A 16,554-nucleotide genomic window follows, 5' to 3' on the forward strand; every position below is an offset into this window, starting at 1 on the left:
AGCGGGCTAGCCTTACACTAGCCCGAGATTATCCTGCAGGCCCACGATACGCGGTTGCTTCGGCTCGAGCAGAGGAACCGTCTTCTTGCTACTCAGCCAGTTGCCCACCACATCCCATATGGGCTCACCTTCCACCCCCTCCGCTACCGGCGCCCAGCCGGCAACCTTGTAGGTTTTACTGGCTTCAACGGGTTTGCCATTGAGGGTCATATCCGAGATCCGGTTGCCGCTACCAGCAGTGGGATTGATGGTGTAGTCGAGACCGCCGACACGCACCATATCGCCCCCCTGCTGGTAGTAGGGATCGGGGTTGAACAGGTTATCCGCCACATCCTCCAGAATGAACTTGATACGCTCGCCGGTAAATTCATTGAGGGTGGTCTGCGGATAGGTGATCGCCACCTGGCTCATCAGGTCTTCCAGCGTAATCCTGTCCCCCGGCAACAGCGAGGTACCCCAGCGGAATCCTGGTGAGAACGCAATCTCAGCGTCCTTGCTTTCCATCAGCGCATCGACGATAAGCTGGTCAAAACTGCCATTGAAATTGCCCCGCCGGTACAGCAGCCCCTCCGTGGTGGCCAGCGTGGTATTGAGCTTGTCCAGATAGGGCGCCCGCACGCGATCGATCAGTGCAGACATCTCCGGGTCCGCGGGCAACAGGTCCGCAAAAACGGGCAGCAAGTGGTAGTGCCACTGCTTGATCTTGCCGCCCTGCACATCAAAATCCAGCACGCCGAGGAACTTGCCGTTGCTGCCCGCATTGGTTACCAGGGTCAGTCCTCCACCACTGTTTTTGACCTGTATCGCCTGGGGAATGGCATCGTGGGTATGGCCACCCATGATCGCGTCCAGGCCACTGAGCCTGGAAGCCAGCTTGATATCCACATCAGCGCCGTTGTGAGAAAGCAGCACCACAACTTGCGCGCCCTGCTTGCGCACCTTATCAATGGTTTCCTGTAGCTCGCGCTCCTGAATGCCGAATGTCCAACCCGGGGTAAAGTGCCCCGGGTTGGCAATCGGGGTATACGGGAAAGCCTGGCCGATAATCGCTACCGGTACACCGTTCATTTCACGAATGGTGTGGCTTGCAAATATCGCATCGCCAAAGTCGAAGTCCTTGACATTCTGCGCCAGAAATTCGATATGGCCATTGAGGTCATTCTCGATAATCTCCATGACCCTGTCGGCACCCAGGGTGAACTCCCAGTGGCCAGTCATAATATCGATCCCCAGTGCTTTACTGGCGTCGACCATATCCTGGCCTTTCGTCCACAGGGATGTTGCCGAACCCTGCCACAGGTCCCCACCGTCCAATAACAGCGAACCCGGCCGCGACGCGCGCACCTGTTTCACCAGGGTCGCCAGGTGAGCAAAGCCCCCTACTCGCCCGTACTGCGCAGCCGCCGCGTTGAAATCCAAATACGTGAGGGCATGGGCTATACGGGAGTTAGCGGGTAGACCGCTGGATTTCAGGAGGGCCTCACCCACAAGGTGTGGCGGCTGGTTTCGAGCACCGTGTACACCAATATTGATAGAAGGCTCGCGGTAATAGATCGGCATCAACTGCGCGTGGGCATCGGTCATGTGCATAAAATGCACATTGCCAAATCGCGGCAGTTCATACAGCCCTCCCGCAGCAGCAGCGTTAGACTTGCGGCTACAGCCACTCAGCAACGGCAGTGACATCCCCGCCGCAACTCCCAGCCCCAGCATCTGGACAAATTCGCGTCGTTTCATTACATACTCACTTGCGGTTTACCGGAGAAGCAGGATCAAAAAGGTACGCCATCAAATCCTGAATTTGCTGTTGATCGAGAATACCGGCGTCTCCGAAACGGGGCATATGTGAACAGACCATATAGGTTTGCGGGTTCCAGATCTTTGCCCAGGTGTATTTCAACATCGCCTGTGAAGTACCGCGCATTCCGTAATTGCGCAGCGATGGCCCAACGGTGCCATAAGCGACCTCATCGGGACTCATCTGGTGGCAAGCGTAGCAATTGCCCCCGTTGGGGTCGCTGGGATTGTCACTCCACTGCATCCCTTTGCCATTTCCGGCGATGGCTTCGCCGCGCTGCCAATCACCGAAAAACTTGCCGTCAGTTGGGTAGACCACAGATTCGGTGGCAGCCTGCCGCAGTTGTTCACGCTCAGCATTCGAGGCCACATTGTCATCGGCATTACTACACGCCTTTTGTAACGCAGTCTGGTTCAGGCGATCCAGCCCCACGTGATTTTTCGCTACCATCGACTCACGCCACACGGATTCCACCGCTTTGGTTTCGGAGTGCAATCCAGAATCGGCATAGGCACTCACCATCACGGAAACCGCAGCGACAGCAAGCAGGCTTTTGATTTTCAACATCGCTACGAGCTCCTATCGTTTCAGGCCGGGCGCGGCCATTTCGGTTCCGCTGCCATTCACACTCATGTAAGTGATCAGGGAGATCACCGCTTCAGAGCCGGGCAGCAATTGTGGCAAGCGTTGCTGTTTGGCACAGTTCTGCATCCTCCATCCCATCGTGCGCACCAGCCCCTGGGAAATACGGTAAGCAGGCCAGGATGAATAGGCCTCTCCCGCATTGGCATGGGCAGTGAGATTGGGCAGGTTTTGCAGGCGAATGCGCTTTTCATCCTGGCGGTGACAGGTCGCACAAGAAAAGTCATAGGGACCTGCACGGTAAAAAAACAGCTCCTTACCCATAGCGTAAGTTGCCTTTTCGGCGGGGTGATCTTGCGGGGTTGCAATCGGCATACCCATGGACTGGTCGGCAACATAACTGGCCAGCGCCTCAAGCTCCGTACCCATATCCCCCGTGCCAGAATAAGGTTTGCGTAATATGTCGCTGCGATCCCTGCCTTGCAGGGACACCATGCAGTGGATCAACCGCCCCTCCAGATCCATGACCTGCCTGGTATCATCAAAATAGCGTGGCAACTGGGCGTAGGCACCTTTCACCACACCGGCACCCAACCCCAGATCACACTGCTCCAGTGAGGCCTGCTTTGGTCCCTGGGGTTTGGTCCAGAGTTCAGCCCCTTCCTCAATCACAAAAATCGCGGGATTGTCATCCCCCATCATCTCGCGGTATTCCGCGAAGGGATCATCCTGTGCCTCTGCCGCAACGGCAAATAGCAGCGAGCAGACAGACAGCGTGCGCAGCAGCGGCACAAATCCTGATTTAGCCGACATCGGACCTCCTGTGGTGCTGGCTCGAGCGAGCGCCGGCCAGCATCATTATTATTGGGTGGTGTGAGTGGCGAGCTTATTTAACGGTCGCTTCACCGGCACCAGTTTGACCTTTGTTATCAAGCCACTGCACCTTGACCGTATCGCCCGCCTTGGCCCCCTTGATACGAAAACTCAAGAATGGGTTCTGTGATACGGCGGCGCCCCAGTGAGCCTGAAGTACCGTTTTATCCCCTGATGTCGCCTTCACTTCGGTAATGAAATGCGCTGGGATTTTGTTGCCGGCGCTGTCTTTGCGCTGCCCGGTTTCCATGGGATGACGCATCAGCGCCTTTACCTCGGCAACATCACCAGTCAATGTCGCGCGAATTCGAATTGAACCTGCCATTTTTGTTACTCCATCAAATTCTGTTTTTTCGGGAGGGGCGTTTAACCGCCACAACCGCCGAGGGTGACCTTGGTTTCACGGCCGGTCTTATACAGCTTGCCGCCCGCCTCAACCACAGCGTAAATCGGGCAGGTTTGCGCCACTTTGACCCGGGTCTGCACGAACGCCTCGGAGCCTTCAGGGATCATGAACGCCGCCGCCAGTGGGTTGGGATTCTTTTCTACGACGATGTAGATTTTGCTTGTCCCGGCAATCGAACTGGTGACCGCCACCGGAACCACCGCACCGTTTTCAGCGATATCCGGCGTTTCAAGCATGATCTTATCGCTGTCCTGCGCATTGCCCAGACTCGCAAAAACACCGTCAAAATCCGTTGCTGCCATCGCCTCTTTCGGTCGCACAAAATCCGCCAGCAATTTCAGTGGCACCATACTCAGTGCCACCGCAGTACCGGCCAACTTTAAAAAACTGCGTCTACTTCTCTTCATACTTCACCACTCTTTTCTTATGTTGATACAAGGACTTCGTATTTCAGGCCAGCGCTGTTACTGTGCCAGCCAGTTTGCTATTTCTTCCGCCTTGGCTTCTGTCAACTGTGGCATTGGCGGCATGAAACCTCCCCAGATACCCGATCCACCCTGGCGAATTTTCCGGCTCAGATAAACTACCGCGTCATCGCGCCCCGCGTACTTCTCAGAGACAGCGGTAAATGCGGGGCCAACCAGTTTATTGTCGATCTGGTGGCAACCCAGGCAGCCGTTACTGGTGAGCAACTCCATCGGCGCCGACGTAGCAAGCCCAGCTTCGGGGGCAGGCGCTGCTTCAGTTTCAGAGGGCACTTCAGCCACCAGTACAGGCGCAGTTTCAGCACCGGGCTCTATGCTGGTATCCACTCCGGGGTATGGGCCAAAAGTTCGCATCTGGCCCTGCAGATTGCCGTGGGCATTGCGGGCGAAGGCCGGAATAGACGAGGCTACCTCCACATGGGTTTCGCAGTCGGTCATACACGCGGTGTTGTGAACATCGGGCTCGCCATCGACTTTCCACAAGCCGTGCTCCCGGGTCATACCATTGCGGTTTGGCATGCGTGCCTGAACTTCGGCAATATTTTCGTTAGACAGCTCGAAATCGTAGTCAACGATGTAGCCAAGGCTCAGCAGATAGGCAACGAGGCTGTAGACCTCGTCGGTACTCAGTGACTTGGGAGCATTCCAGGGCATCGCGCGATTGATGTAGTCCCAAAGGGTCGATACCGTGGCAACCTTCATCAGGGTAGTGCGTACCCGGGTGGGGTCTTTCAGCGCAGCAACATGACCGGTTTCGATATCCTGCTGAGTGACATTGCCCAGCACCAAGGGCGAGAAAAACTTATTGGAATCGCCAAAGTCACCGTGACATGCGGCACAGCGCGCGAGCCAGATCTCCTCACCCTGCTCGGCAGTACCGGAACCGGGTGGAAGACCGGCAAAATCGGGACCCACATCAATGTCCCACGCGGCAATTTCTGCCGGTTTCGCCGCGCGACCGATATCCTCGAAACTGCTTTGCCAGGGACTGGCGACCGGCGGCGTGATCACTGTTACCGCTTCGGACTTTCCATCGCTCTCCTGTCCACAGCCCGCAAGTGCGGCTGCCACCAGTAGTACGCTGAATTGACGCGCAACACCGTCAGGAAATCTGAACATTTTCCACCTCCCCTGACTCCGCAACCTGCCACGATTGAATCGCGTTGTTGTGATACACCGAGCGCGTGCCCCGCACCTCCTTCAGCTGGCGTTTCATTGGCTGGACATAGCCTGTACTGTCTATCACCCGGCTCTGCAAGATTGCCGGCTTGCCGTCCCACACCCAGCCGATATTGAAGCGGGTCAGCGCCTTGGGTAGCACCGGCCCTTCCAGCTTGGCGGTATACCAGTTGCGACCTCCGTCAAAAGAGACATCGACGCGCGCTACCGTGCCGCGACCGCTCCAGGCCAGGCCGCTCACGTTGTAGTAACCTTTGGTCATAAGACGCTGCCCGCCCGACGGACTGGTAATCACCGACTTGGCTTCTTGAATCGAGGTGTATTGCCGGTGTTGGCCGTCGGGCATCAGGTCGACGTAATGTACTGACTCATCCTTGGTGGCATAGGGCTGATCACCCACTTCCAGACGGCGCAGCCACTTCACCGATGAAACGCCCTGCACTCCCGGGACTACCAATCGCAGTGGATAGCCGTTCTCGGGGCGCAGCATCTCGCCGTTCATGCCGTAGGCAACAATCACATCGTCGAGCGCCCGCCCGATTTCAATAGTTCGGGTCATCGAGGAGCCGTCTGCCCCCTCGGCCAACACGTACTTGGCCCTGGCCTTGTCGTAGCCCGCGTGTTCCAGCAACAGTGACAGGGGCACGCCGGTGAACTCGGAACAGGACAACATGCCGTGGGTATATTGCACGGTGGGCACTGCGGTATTGCCCCACTCCATACCGGTATTGGCACCGCACTCGATAAAGTGAATACGCGATACCGACGGCAAGCGCATCAGCTCTTCCATGGTAAAAACCGAGGGCTTCGACACCAGACCGTTGATCATCAGGCGGTGGCGCCTGGGATCGACATCCACCCAGCCCTGGTGGTGGCGCTCAAAGTGCAAACCGCTGGCGGTAATCATGCCAAACATGCCCTGCAGTGGACTGAATGACACGCTGGACTGATCTGTCTGGGTCAGGCCTGGACTTTGCCGGCGAACAATATTCGCCTCGTACTTTGAGGGCTGGCCATAGGGATTGGTGGCAACCGCCTTGCCCAGGGACTTCGACCATGGCGGCAACGTAAGAATGTCGGGATCACCCTCCGAGGCCAGTGCGCGCGATGAGATACCTGCGCCCAGCATGCCCGCCAGTGCGGTAGTAAAACTTGTCCGCAACAGGCGACGACGACTCTCATCGACACCCGATTTACTCACCGCGGCGATAGTGGACTTATCTAGAAACGATTCCGGCGCTTTTAGCAAATGGCCAAGCGACCCGGGCTTCTCAGTAACCGTAGGCGATGGGGAATACACCTGCGGTACAACTTCCTTCTCTGACATCCCGCCTCCAGGACTGTTTTCGATGATTTATGAATTATTTTTAATATTTGAAAACACTCGTATACTATACCCCCTATGGTATATTGCAAGCCCAGCGATGATGAACAAATACATAATAAAACGCAGGTCTCATTACCCCGGAAAGTGCGCGCTTTTGAGCCCGGTTGCTTTGGGCCTGACCGCGATCGCGCTGCTTATAGGCAGCGTCGGTGCTCGCGCCTTAGCTCCCGCTAGCGCATCTTCGATACACCTCGATCCGATTCAGGTTTCCGCCAGGTCCTGGTATTTCCAGGGCGCATCGGGCATAGCCTCGACCGCGAACAAAGGCTTTATGAGCAACAGCGGGTTTGTTCTCACCGACACCGGCGTGGTGGTCTACGATGCCCTGGCCACCCCCGCGCTGGCACAGGCCATGCTGGACGCCATCCACAGGCTCACGGAGCTGCCAGTAACTCATGTCATCGTCAGCCATTACCACGCCGACCATGTCTATGGCCTGCAGGTATTTAAAGATGCTGGAGCCACCATTATTGCCAAGCGCAGTGGTTCGACCTACATCGAGTCAGAGCATGCGCAACAACGCCTGCAGCAAAGACGAGAAGCCCTCGCCCCCTGGGTCGACGACAACACCCGACTGATCGGCGCTGATATCTGGCTGGACTTCAAGGCAGGGCCGCGGCACCGCCTGCAACTGGGTGATACCGCACTGGATATTATTGATGGCGGGTTCAGCCACAGCGCCGACGACGTGCTGCTGTCTATCCCCTCGGAGTCGGTGGTGTTCGCCGGCGATATCTTTTCCAGCGGCAGGCTGCCGTTCCTGGTCGACGGCAACTCCGAGGTGTGGCTACAAAGCATGGCGGATATTGCGAAGCTGGAAGCCGCTGTGGTTGTTCCGGGGCACGGCCGTGCCTCCACGGAGCCCGCCGAAGATATCGAGTTGAATACCCGCTATATCCGCTTTCTGCGCGAGCAAATGGCGGTGGCCGCGGAGGAACTACAAAGCTTCAACGACGCCTATGCGGCAATAGACTGGACAGAGTTTCGCGATGTCCCGCTCTTTGACGCGGCAAACCGACGCAATGCCTACCATGTTTTCCTCGAAATGCAGCAGGCCTTATTTGAACAGGAACCATGATGTCAACACTACCCAACAAACTCCGCAGCCCACTCAACTGGGCATCCAGCCTGCTTATGCTTGCTGCAGTGTGCTTCGCAGCCTTTGCGTATTCGGCAGACGTATCAACGCCCGCTTCCCGCGGCGTTGTCTACCATATTTCCGACAGCAACCAGGCGCTGCGCGCCATACGGCATATAAATAATCAGCGCGCGGTAGAAAGCGACATAGCCATTGCAGTAGTTGCGGTGGGTGGCGGCATCGAATTTTTGATTGACAATGCCAAAGACAAAAATGGCAACACCTACGCGTCGATGATCGACTCACTGATATTGGATGGTGTGGAGTTCAAGGTATGTCGCAATACGCTCATCGCCAAGAACCTGCAGGAGGGCGATATGACTCCCGGGGTAAGTTTTGTTGACGCGGGTATCGCGGAAATTACCCGCCTGCAGTTAGAGCTGGGCTATGCGTACATCAAGCCCTAAGCAGGAAAACGGCAACCCTCGCCAGACACTTTTAGCGCGGGCCCGGCACGCAGCCGCCCTATTGCTTTTGCTGGCAAGCCCGGCACTGGACGCCGCCGAGTTGCTCTATGTTTATGCGCCAGATTGCGGCGCCTGCCGCGCCTTTGATCGCGACATCGGCGAAATTTACCCCAAAACCGAGGAGGCCCGCACCGCACCGCTGCGCCGGCTGAACATCAGCGACATCCCGGGCAAGCGCATTGTTTTGGGAGCGCAGCGGGTACAACTCAACAGCGAGCCCATCGGTACCCCAACCTTTATTTTGATTAGCGAAGGTCATGAGATAGATCGCTTCAGTGGCTATTCCAGCGATGAGCTGTTCTGGATGTCACTGCAACGCCTGCTGAATAAATTACCGCAAATATAAAAACTGCGACTACCGGAAAATAATAATTAACCGTAAGCCGGCACCGAGCGCCAGCTTACTCCACTCCGAGAAGTACCCTCTAACTGTGGCTGTCACTCGCACAGAAAACCAATAATAAGGTAAGACGCAAATGACTCTGTACTTCGATTTTCCCCCAGTACTCGCTGTCATCTCAGCAATTTCCGCTGTAACAACCCTGATCAACTCCAGGCTGCGAAAGAACGTCGCTGCTGCCTGCCTGACTGCAATAAGCGGCACCCTGCTTTTCGCTTCTTCTGCACATGCGACCAACGGCTACTTTATGGATGGTGTCGGGCCTAAGGCCCAGTCCATGGCCGGAGTCGGTGTAGCTTTGCCACAGGATGCACTGGCCGCGGCGAGCAACCCTGCAGGAACCGGGCTGGTGGGCAACCGCACCGATATAGGGTTTAGCTGGTTCAGCCCCGACCGCAGTGCGCGTATCAGCGGCAACCTCGCCGGCGCCGACGGCAACTACGACGGCAATGAAACTTCCGCGTTTCTGATCCCCGAAATCGGCTATGCGCGGGAAATCTCTGCCCGCTGGAGTTACGGCGTTGCGGTGTATGGTAATGGCGGCATGAATACAGATTACAGCAGCAACCCTTTCGCGGCATTTGGTGCATCCGGCGATGCCGGTGTGGATCTGAGCCAGCTGATCATTACCCCGTCACTGGCATTCCGCCCAACCCCCGGACAATCACTGGGCGTGGCGGCAACCTTTGCCTACCAGCTGTTTGAGGCGAATGGTCTGCAGGCGTTCGATAATCCGTATGTATCGGCGGAGCCCGGCAAGGTCACCAACAATGGCCACGACAGCGCGTACGGCTGGGGCATCAAGCTTGGCTGGATTGGTCAGCTGCGTGAAGATGTCACGCTCGGGGTTTCCTGGTCCTCCAAAATCGAGACCGGCACTTTCGATGACTATGCCGGACTATTTGCCGATCGGGGCGGATTCGATATTCCCGCGAGCTATGCCGCAGGCATCAGTTGGACCGCCAGCCCAGCACTGACACTCGCCGCCGACTGGCAACGCATCGAGTACAGCGGTGTCGGCTCGGTAGGCAATACCCTGAACCTGTTGTTTCAGGGTAAACCGCTGGGTTCCGATGAAGGCCCGGGTTTTGGCTGGAGCGATGTAGAGGTGATCAAACTCGGCGCGGTTTACGCACTGAACGATGAAATTACTCTGCGCGGTGGTGTCAGCCACGCAGAGCAACCGATTCCGAACGACCAGGCGTTTATCAATATCCTGGCCCCCGCCGTCATCGAGGATCACGCGAGTGTCGGTGCCGACTGGCGCACCAGTCTGGGAGAGTGGACCATGTCCTATACCCACGCGTTCGAGGAAACGGTCTCCGGAAACGGTTCCATTCCCATGGCGTTCGGCGGCGGCGAGGCGGACCTCACCATGAGCCAGGATATTCTGCGCTTCGGCTGGTCTAACGGCTTCTGAATCGAAACCCACAAGACAAAAGGCCGGGCAACATGCCCGGCCAGTTAACACGGACGTGCCATCTTTTGGTGGTTTTATACGCCATTTCGGACCTGCACAAACGTACTAAATGACCATTTTAGGCGGGATAGTCAGCCTGTTTTTGAGACTAATTACCCAATCTAATTCAAAAAAGTGCAAACCTATAGTCTAGCCATCATCACTTCGTTGTAACCGTGAGTACGGGGGGTACTATCCGGAGCGTTCGGCAAACCCGGACACCTCCGGTTTGAGAAAGCGGAGTGCACCGAGACTAATGTCAGCTTTTCCTTCCTGACTCGCCGCCTCCCTTGCGGCCCTCCTGCACTCCGGTCCGTCTTCTGCAGTCTTACCGTCCCTGTTTTCGAAATCGAGTGGCAGCGCACATGCACGAGCCGTGTTTTCGTTGTGCGCGCGCTGCAGAGGCGATCCCTCAGGAATTCGAAGTTCGAAAAGCAAATCAAAAAATAAGGAAAAATTTGCAATGAAGCGTTTTCTTGGAATTAGTTGCACACTGGCAGTTGCAATCAGTGCCCACGGGGCTGATCGCGTTCCGGCGACCCCGGACATGCTCTCTCCCCAGGCTCTCGCTGCCACCAGTGGTACCGATATCGCGCTGGAAGAAATCCGTACACGCACTCTGCCCAACGGTAAAGTGGTTACCCGCTACCGGCAGACACACCAGGGCATTCCGGTTTGGGGGCAAACCGTCACCAGTTCTGGCCAGGGGGTAGCTGCGCAAGTACAGGGTGACGTACTGATGGGCCTGACCCTGGACGTACCCTCGACCAAAGCATCCATCGCCGCGTCCAATGCGATTCAGCGGGCCATGAGCCACACGGTCAACAAGCGCGCGCAGCAGGGCAAGATAAACGGTGCTCTGTCGATGCCGGCACTGAAGCTCGCAGCCAAAAACCAGAAGCAACAGCTGTTTATTCATGTAGACGATCAGGACCAGGCGCGGCTCGCCTATCTGGTGAGCTGGGTGGAGTACGGCGATGAACCCTCGCGCCCTTACTATTTTATCGACGCCCTCACCGGTGAAGTCATCGAGCACTGGGATGGCCTGGCCCACCAGGATGCCACCGGCCCCGGCGGCAACCAGAAAACCGGACGCTACGAATACGGAACCGACTTCCCGGCAATGCAGGTCGACAGCAGCTGCCGTATGGATACGCCCAACGTTGAAACCGTCGACATGGACAACCGCACCAGCGGTGGCAGCGTGTTCTCGTTCACCTGTCCGTACAACGACTACAAAACCATTAACGGTGCCTATTCGCCACTGAACGACGCGCACTTTTTTGGCGGCGTGGTATTCGGGCTATACAGCGACTGGTACAACACCGCCCCTATCACGCAAAAATTGCGTATGCGTGTGCACTACAGCAACAACTATGAAAACGCATTCTGGGACGGCAGCCAGATGACCTTCGGCGATGGCGGCAGCACCTTCCACCCCCTGGTCAGCCTGGACGTTTCCGCCCACGAAGTGAGCCACGGCTTTACCGAACAGAACTCCGGTCTGCAGTACTCCGCCCAGTCTGGCGGTATCAACGAGGCGTTCTCTGATATGGCCGGTGAGGCCGCAGAGTTCTACATGCGCGGCAGCAACGACTGGCTGGTAGGTGCGGATATCTTCAAGGCCAGTGGTGCCCTGCGCTACATGCAGGACCCCACCCTCGACGGAAGCTCCATTGGCCACGCCTCCGATTACTATTCCGGCATGGACGTGCACCACAGCTCCGGGGTGTTCAACCGCGCCTTTTACCTGATTGCGAACACCAGTGGCTGGGATACCCGCAAGGCATTCGATATCTTCGTACTGGCGAACCAGATGTACTGGAACTCCACCTCCGACTACGTCGATGCAGCGTGCGGCGTAATGTCAGCCACTGCCGACCTGGCCTACGATGCAAATGCGGTCTCTGCCGCGTTTAATACCGTCGGCGTTTCCACCTCTGGTTGCGGCGGTGGTGGTGGCAATCCCGGTGACGGCGAGCTGGAAAACGGGGTTAGTGAGAGCAGCCTTTCTGGCAGTACCGGTGATGAACTCCACTACACCCTGGAAGTACCGGCGGGCGCCAGCAACCTGAGCTTCCAGATCTCTGGCGGCAGCGGCGATGCAGACCTGTACGTACGTTACGGCTCCGCGCCCACCACCTCCAGCTACGATTGCCGCCCCTATATCGGTGGCAACAGCGAAACCTGCAATATCTCCAACGTGCAGGCAGGCACCTACTACGTGATGGTGCGAGCCTACAGCAGCTTCTCCGGGGTCAGCCTGGTGGGCAGCTATGACGAAGGCACCGGTGGTGGCAACGACGGCGATGGCTGGGTCGAAACCAACCTCTCCGGCAGCCGCAGCTCCTGGCAGCACTTCACGCTGAATGTGTCTTCCGGCAAGTCCGCGCTGAATGTACAGATGTCCGGTGGCAGCGGAGACGCCGACCTGTATGTACGCTACGGTGCACAGCCCACGACCGGCAGTTATGACTGCCGCCCGTATGTCTCGGGCAACAGCGAAAACTGCAGCTTCAGCAATCCGCAGTCCGGCACCTGGTATATCAGCGTCCGCGGTTACCGCGCCTATTCCGGTGTAACCCTGGAGGCACAGGCCAGTCCCTGATCTCAGCAACTGGCAAATAAAAAAATGGCGGCCCCTGTGGCCGCCATTTTTATCGGTGCTTCCCTGTGAATCCGCCGATCAACCCGGTACCTGGAAGCTATTCGGCCCCCATTCAATTACCGCACTGACGCCAGTAACTTACCGCCCGCCCGCAGGTCCACCAGCGCCCCATCAATTACCGCAAGCCAGGCTCCCTCCTCGTCTTCCAGCAGGAAGGTCGCGCTACGACGTCGCGCAGGAATCTCCCCCAGGGGGTTGCGCGGGTTAATCACCACCGGCAATGCCGTCTCCCGTACCAGCAGGCTCTCGTCACCGGTGAAATAGCCGTAGCCCTGCCGTAACAATTCCAGGTAGCGGCTGTCCGTCAGCTCCAGTGCTTGACCCGGTTTTAACTCATAGGCACGCGGGGCCCGGTATTGTGCCGCGCTCGCATCCAGCTCCTGCGCCCCGTGCAGGAGCGAAAGGTCCCCGAGGTCCACTACCGCAACCTGCCCATACTTCTCGTTGATCGCAAGATCAATGCGATAGGCAGCATTGCCCTGCCCCACGCGGACATTACCGACCTTCACATCGACAATCGCATCGTCTTCGTTGAACGGGATAGCGCCGTATATATCGCTGGAAACGGAGACATAAGTTCGTCCCGCAATACTGTCGATTGCCGTCACCAGCATCTCCACATTAATGCGCCGCGCCACCTGGCGATTGGGGTCATTCGGATGTGCCCCGGACTCGATCAGGATGGTGCTGATACCCATCTCGGAAAAGGTATCGCCGAACGCCCGCCAGGAATAGGCGTCGTCATAGCGACCGACATGGCCACCGATAAACGGCTCGACCCGCTTGACCAGTGCGCCGATCAGCTGCATTGCCCGCGCCCGGCTGGCATTGACCTCGCGCGCCTCGTTATAGGGCGGCGCCAGTACCGAAATGGTGGCCATCTTGCCCGTATTACCGACGCCATAGTGGCGATTCTGGTCGTGCAGATTAAAGCCGAAGTGCGGTTTGAACGAGCGGGCCAGGTCCATCAGCACCCGGCCTTCCGGCGACTGCAATGCCTTGGCATCCCGGTTGATATCAAAACTCTGGGCATTGTGCCGGGTATTGCGCTCGGCCCCGTCCGGGTTGAGCATCGGCACCATCACCAGCGTGAGCTCGTCCATCCACCGATCGCGCCAGGCTTCCTGCTCGGGTGCCGTCATATAGGCAATCAGGTCAAACAGCGCAGACGTCGCGGTGGGCTCATCGCCGTGCATCTGCGACCACATCATCACCCGGGTGTCCCCTCGGCCCATGGCAATGCTGAACAGCGGCCGCCCCTCAAAGGATTCACCGACCTGTTCGACCTTGAGCAACGGCGATGTCCGCAGCCCCTCCACCAGCGGCAGGATATCCGCCTGCCGGATCGCCGGCTTGTCCAGTCCCGGTACCTGGTAGTCTAGGGAAACCGTTTCTTTCTCCCCTGCGGACACCAGTGCGCCGCCAAGTGCCAATGGAATACACAACATTGCTAATAGTCTCCGGGCCACGAATCCCCCTTTCCCAAATTTATGCAGTACCACTTCTCATACAAGAATAAAATATTCCATGATTTGGGGAGGTGATGCAATTCGAATTTGTATTAACCGGAAGACACGATCTAAGGAATAAAGCGGAAAAGATGGCAGAGTACAGTCCGCATATGCAGGCCGGCTCAAACTTCCCCCGAGATATATCTAATTTGATCAGAACATTTTTTCCAAACCGACCCACATATCACTTAATGAAAAGCTTGGCGCACAAACCTTCGGCTTACCCTGCCCTGCCGAGAAAGGAAGCTTTGATTTCTTAGAAGGAATAGCCATTGTTCGGCCGCTATTGTCCATGCTTGCCAGGAAATATGTATTGAGGCGAAGAGCCCTCTGACGCCACATTTTGATTAAATATCAACCAAAAATACGTATTCAGCAGCCACTGCTTGCGTTCATAGTATTGTCTAGGTTATTAAACAAGTTGGATTGGTACGTAAATACCAACTGTTAAAGAATTACATACACCTTTGACTTCCTTTTGTTGAAGCGAGCATTTGATATTTATCAATAACCTACTAATTTTTAAGGAGTTATCTCTTCGGAGAGCGAGAGAGCGCCAAGAGTTCAGTTGTCTTTTCAGGTCGCCCAGTGCCTCTGCATATCGACGATAGCCCTTGAAGCGATGATCGTGGAAACCTACTCGGAGATTAAAGCGTGTTACGCGGTCCCCAGGATTGCTGAGTAACTGGATACCGCGAGAATCGAGTGAAATGCGTATGGCCAGGGTGTCTACTTATCGCAGGCAATACCAAATTCAAACAAAAATGAGAGCCGCCAAGTGACTTTACAAGCATCCCCAAGAAAAATATTAAACTCACACATTGCATTAATTTCTCTACTGCTACTTGCAAATATTTTATCGATAATAAACGAGCTGTATTTTGGTAAAAGTATACCTATTTTAAATTTTAACGAAGAGAGAAATATCCCGACCTTTTTTTCATCTTTCGCACTTATTATTTGCAGTGCCTTGCTTTACCTTATAGCAATAAACAATAAAAAAACAAACACATCGTATATTCCCTGGTTTGGACTCTCCTTTATCTTTCTGTTCTTATCAATTGATGAAACCCTCACGGTACACGAGAAAATCACCGAGCCCACCAGGGAAGTTTTTGAGGCTTCTGGATTCCTATTTTATGCATGGGTAATTCCTTATGGAATCGCATTAATTATTTTTATTGCTGCATACGCGAAATTTTTATTCTATTTACCAAGAAATATTATGCTTTTATTTCTGGCATCAGGCTTCACTTTTGTATCTGGTGCAATCGGATTCGAGCTGCTTGGCGGTTACCATGCTGAAACATTCGGGGAAAACAATGTACTCTATTACATTTACTACACTTGCGAAGAATTTCTTGAAATGCTAGGCATTGCAATACTTCTATATACTTTACTTACTCATATGGAGAACCAGTCACAGACCGGGGCTCTTACATTAGTAGTTTCTTCCGGTACAACTGCATAAACCCGTATGTATTCTACCAGGCAGTTATAGTCTCCCGGAAAGGCCCGGCAATTTTCCCCGGGCCGAAAACCCTCCGCGGGACAACGTATCTAGCCAGTTCAATTATCAATGAGAATTAAAAAAATGAAGAAGTTGCTTGTTGTCATTTTAATCATATTTGGCGTTTACGAATATACAGATGGAAACCCCGGCGCACTTAATGAGATAACAAGCTCATTTGGATCTAATCAATCAGATAGTGATGATGTTTTAGAGCTTGCATACAAGAATAGAGCAAGCAACCTACAAGTCAGCGGCTCAGGAGAGGTGATAAGAATATTGCCGGATGATTTGAATGGGAGTCGTCATCAAAAATTCATCTTGAAACTTTCTTCGGGACAAACATTATTGATGGCTCATAATATTGATTTGGCTCCAAGAATAGAATATTTGCAAGAAGGTGACCGGGTAGATTTTTATGGCGAGTATGAATGGAACTCGAAAGGTGGTGTTATGCACTGGACACATCATGACCCAAATGGTGAGCATGAAGATGGCTGGCTGGTTCACAATGGGCGAAAATTTCAGTAATCGCTAGACGACAAGCCTATCAACTTCGCGCCTCCGGCACCGGACACCCAAATTCGTGCGCCGGATATTGAGGCGTCAAATGCCATAAGGAGTTTCATTGTCACTCATCGCAAAAACACCCAAGCCACCCTATTACGCTGTAATTTTCACGTCACATCTC

Annotated in this window: 15 protein-coding genes; 7 read left to right on the forward strand and 8 right to left on the reverse strand. The window is 55.2% G+C overall.

What is annotated here, in order from left to right:
- Window positions 1-12: 12 nt before the first annotated feature.
- The 7 genes from soxB to soxC form a co-directional block, all read right to left on the reverse strand.
- Entirely contained in the window at window positions 13-1,737 is a 1,725-nt protein-coding gene (gene soxB / locus QZ511_RS07885; RefSeq protein WP_295801400.1) for a thiosulfohydrolase SoxB, read from the reverse strand.
- Window positions 1,738-1,744: 7 nt separating this feature from the next.
- Window positions 1,745-2,365 carry a sulfur oxidation c-type cytochrome SoxX gene (gene soxX, locus QZ511_RS07890; protein ID WP_295801402.1) on the reverse strand — a complete coding sequence of 207 codons (621 nt, stop codon included), beginning with the start codon at window positions 2,363-2,365 and terminating at the stop codon, window positions 1,745-1,747.
- Between the two features lie 12 nt (window positions 2,366-2,377).
- Complete coding sequence (gene soxA / locus QZ511_RS07895) at window positions 2,378-3,193, reverse strand: sulfur oxidation c-type cytochrome SoxA (RefSeq protein WP_295801404.1); 816 nt, start codon at window positions 3,191-3,193, stop codon at window positions 2,378-2,380.
- Window positions 3,194-3,266: 73 nt separating this feature from the next.
- On the reverse strand, window positions 3,267-3,578 hold the full coding sequence (gene soxZ, locus QZ511_RS07900; protein WP_295801405.1) for a thiosulfate oxidation carrier complex protein SoxZ: 312 nt from the start codon (window positions 3,576-3,578) through the stop codon (window positions 3,267-3,269).
- Window positions 3,579-3,619: 41 nt separating this feature from the next.
- Window positions 3,620-4,066: a thiosulfate oxidation carrier protein SoxY gene (soxY, locus tag QZ511_RS07905; RefSeq protein ID WP_295801407.1), complete on the reverse strand. Its 447-nt coding sequence runs from the start codon at window positions 4,064-4,066 to the stop codon at window positions 3,620-3,622.
- Window positions 4,067-4,123: 57 nt separating this feature from the next.
- The gene (locus QZ511_RS07910) at window positions 4,124-5,263 is read right to left on the reverse strand and encodes a c-type cytochrome (protein ID WP_295801408.1); all 1,140 of its coding nucleotides are present in this window, start codon (window positions 5,261-5,263) and stop codon (window positions 4,124-4,126) included.
- Window positions 5,247-6,524: a sulfite dehydrogenase gene (gene soxC / locus QZ511_RS07915; RefSeq protein ID WP_295801409.1), complete on the reverse strand. Its 1,278-nt coding sequence runs from the start codon at window positions 6,522-6,524 to the stop codon at window positions 5,247-5,249. Before soxC ends, QZ511_RS07910 begins: the two co-directional genes overlap by 17 nt.
- Before the next feature lie 457 nt (window positions 6,525-6,981).
- On the opposite strand from soxC, the gene QZ511_RS07920 reads away from it, so the two are divergent.
- The 5 genes from QZ511_RS07920 to QZ511_RS07940 all read left to right on the forward strand — a co-directional run bounded on the left by QZ511_RS07920 (window position 6,982) and on the right by QZ511_RS07940 (window position 12,782).
- Window positions 6,982-7,788, forward strand: coding sequence for an MBL fold metallo-hydrolase (locus QZ511_RS07920; RefSeq protein ID WP_295801411.1), 807 nt, complete (start codon window positions 6,982-6,984; stop codon window positions 7,786-7,788).
- Window positions 7,788-8,255 (forward strand): DsrE family protein, encoded by a 468-nt coding sequence (locus QZ511_RS07925; protein WP_295801413.1) that lies wholly within the window; start codon window positions 7,788-7,790, stop codon window positions 8,253-8,255. Before QZ511_RS07920 ends, QZ511_RS07925 begins: the two co-directional genes overlap by 1 nt.
- Window positions 8,236-8,661 (forward strand): thioredoxin family protein, encoded by a 426-nt coding sequence (locus QZ511_RS07930; protein ID WP_295801415.1) that lies wholly within the window; start codon window positions 8,236-8,238, stop codon window positions 8,659-8,661. The genes QZ511_RS07925 and QZ511_RS07930 overlap by 20 nt, the downstream gene beginning before the upstream one ends.
- 130 nt (window positions 8,662-8,791) lie before the next feature.
- Window positions 8,792-10,135: an outer membrane protein transport protein gene (locus QZ511_RS07935; RefSeq protein WP_295801418.1), complete on the forward strand. Its 1,344-nt coding sequence runs from the start codon at window positions 8,792-8,794 to the stop codon at window positions 10,133-10,135.
- Window positions 10,136-10,637: 502 nt separating this feature from the next.
- On the forward strand, window positions 10,638-12,782 hold the full coding sequence (locus QZ511_RS07940; RefSeq protein WP_295801421.1) for a pre-peptidase C-terminal domain-containing protein: 2,145 nt from the start codon (window positions 10,638-10,640) through the stop codon (window positions 12,780-12,782).
- 116 nt (window positions 12,783-12,898) lie between these two features.
- On the opposite strand, the gene QZ511_RS07945 is transcribed toward QZ511_RS07940, so the two are convergent.
- Window positions 12,899-14,290 (reverse strand): M14 metallopeptidase family protein, encoded by a 1,392-nt coding sequence (locus QZ511_RS07945; RefSeq protein WP_295801423.1) that lies wholly within the window; start codon window positions 14,288-14,290, stop codon window positions 12,899-12,901.
- Window positions 14,291-15,131: 841 nt separating this feature from the next.
- Here QZ511_RS07945 and QZ511_RS07950 point away from each other — a divergent pair.
- Both QZ511_RS07950 and QZ511_RS07955 read left to right on the forward strand, forming a co-directional pair.
- A complete protein-coding gene (locus tag QZ511_RS07950; protein ID WP_295801424.1) occupies window positions 15,132-15,824 on the forward strand; it encodes a hypothetical protein in 693 nt (230 codons plus the stop codon).
- A 123-nt stretch (window positions 15,825-15,947) separates the two neighbouring features.
- Window positions 15,948-16,394 carry a DUF3465 domain-containing protein gene (locus QZ511_RS07955; protein ID WP_295801425.1) on the forward strand — a complete coding sequence of 149 codons (447 nt, stop codon included), beginning with the start codon at window positions 15,948-15,950 and terminating at the stop codon, window positions 16,392-16,394.
- The last annotated feature ends 160 nt before the right edge of the window (window positions 16,395-16,554 follow it).

It is taken from the genome of uncultured Microbulbifer sp. (genome assembly GCF_913055755.1).
Lineage (GTDB): Bacteria > Pseudomonadota > Gammaproteobacteria > Pseudomonadales > Cellvibrionaceae > Microbulbifer.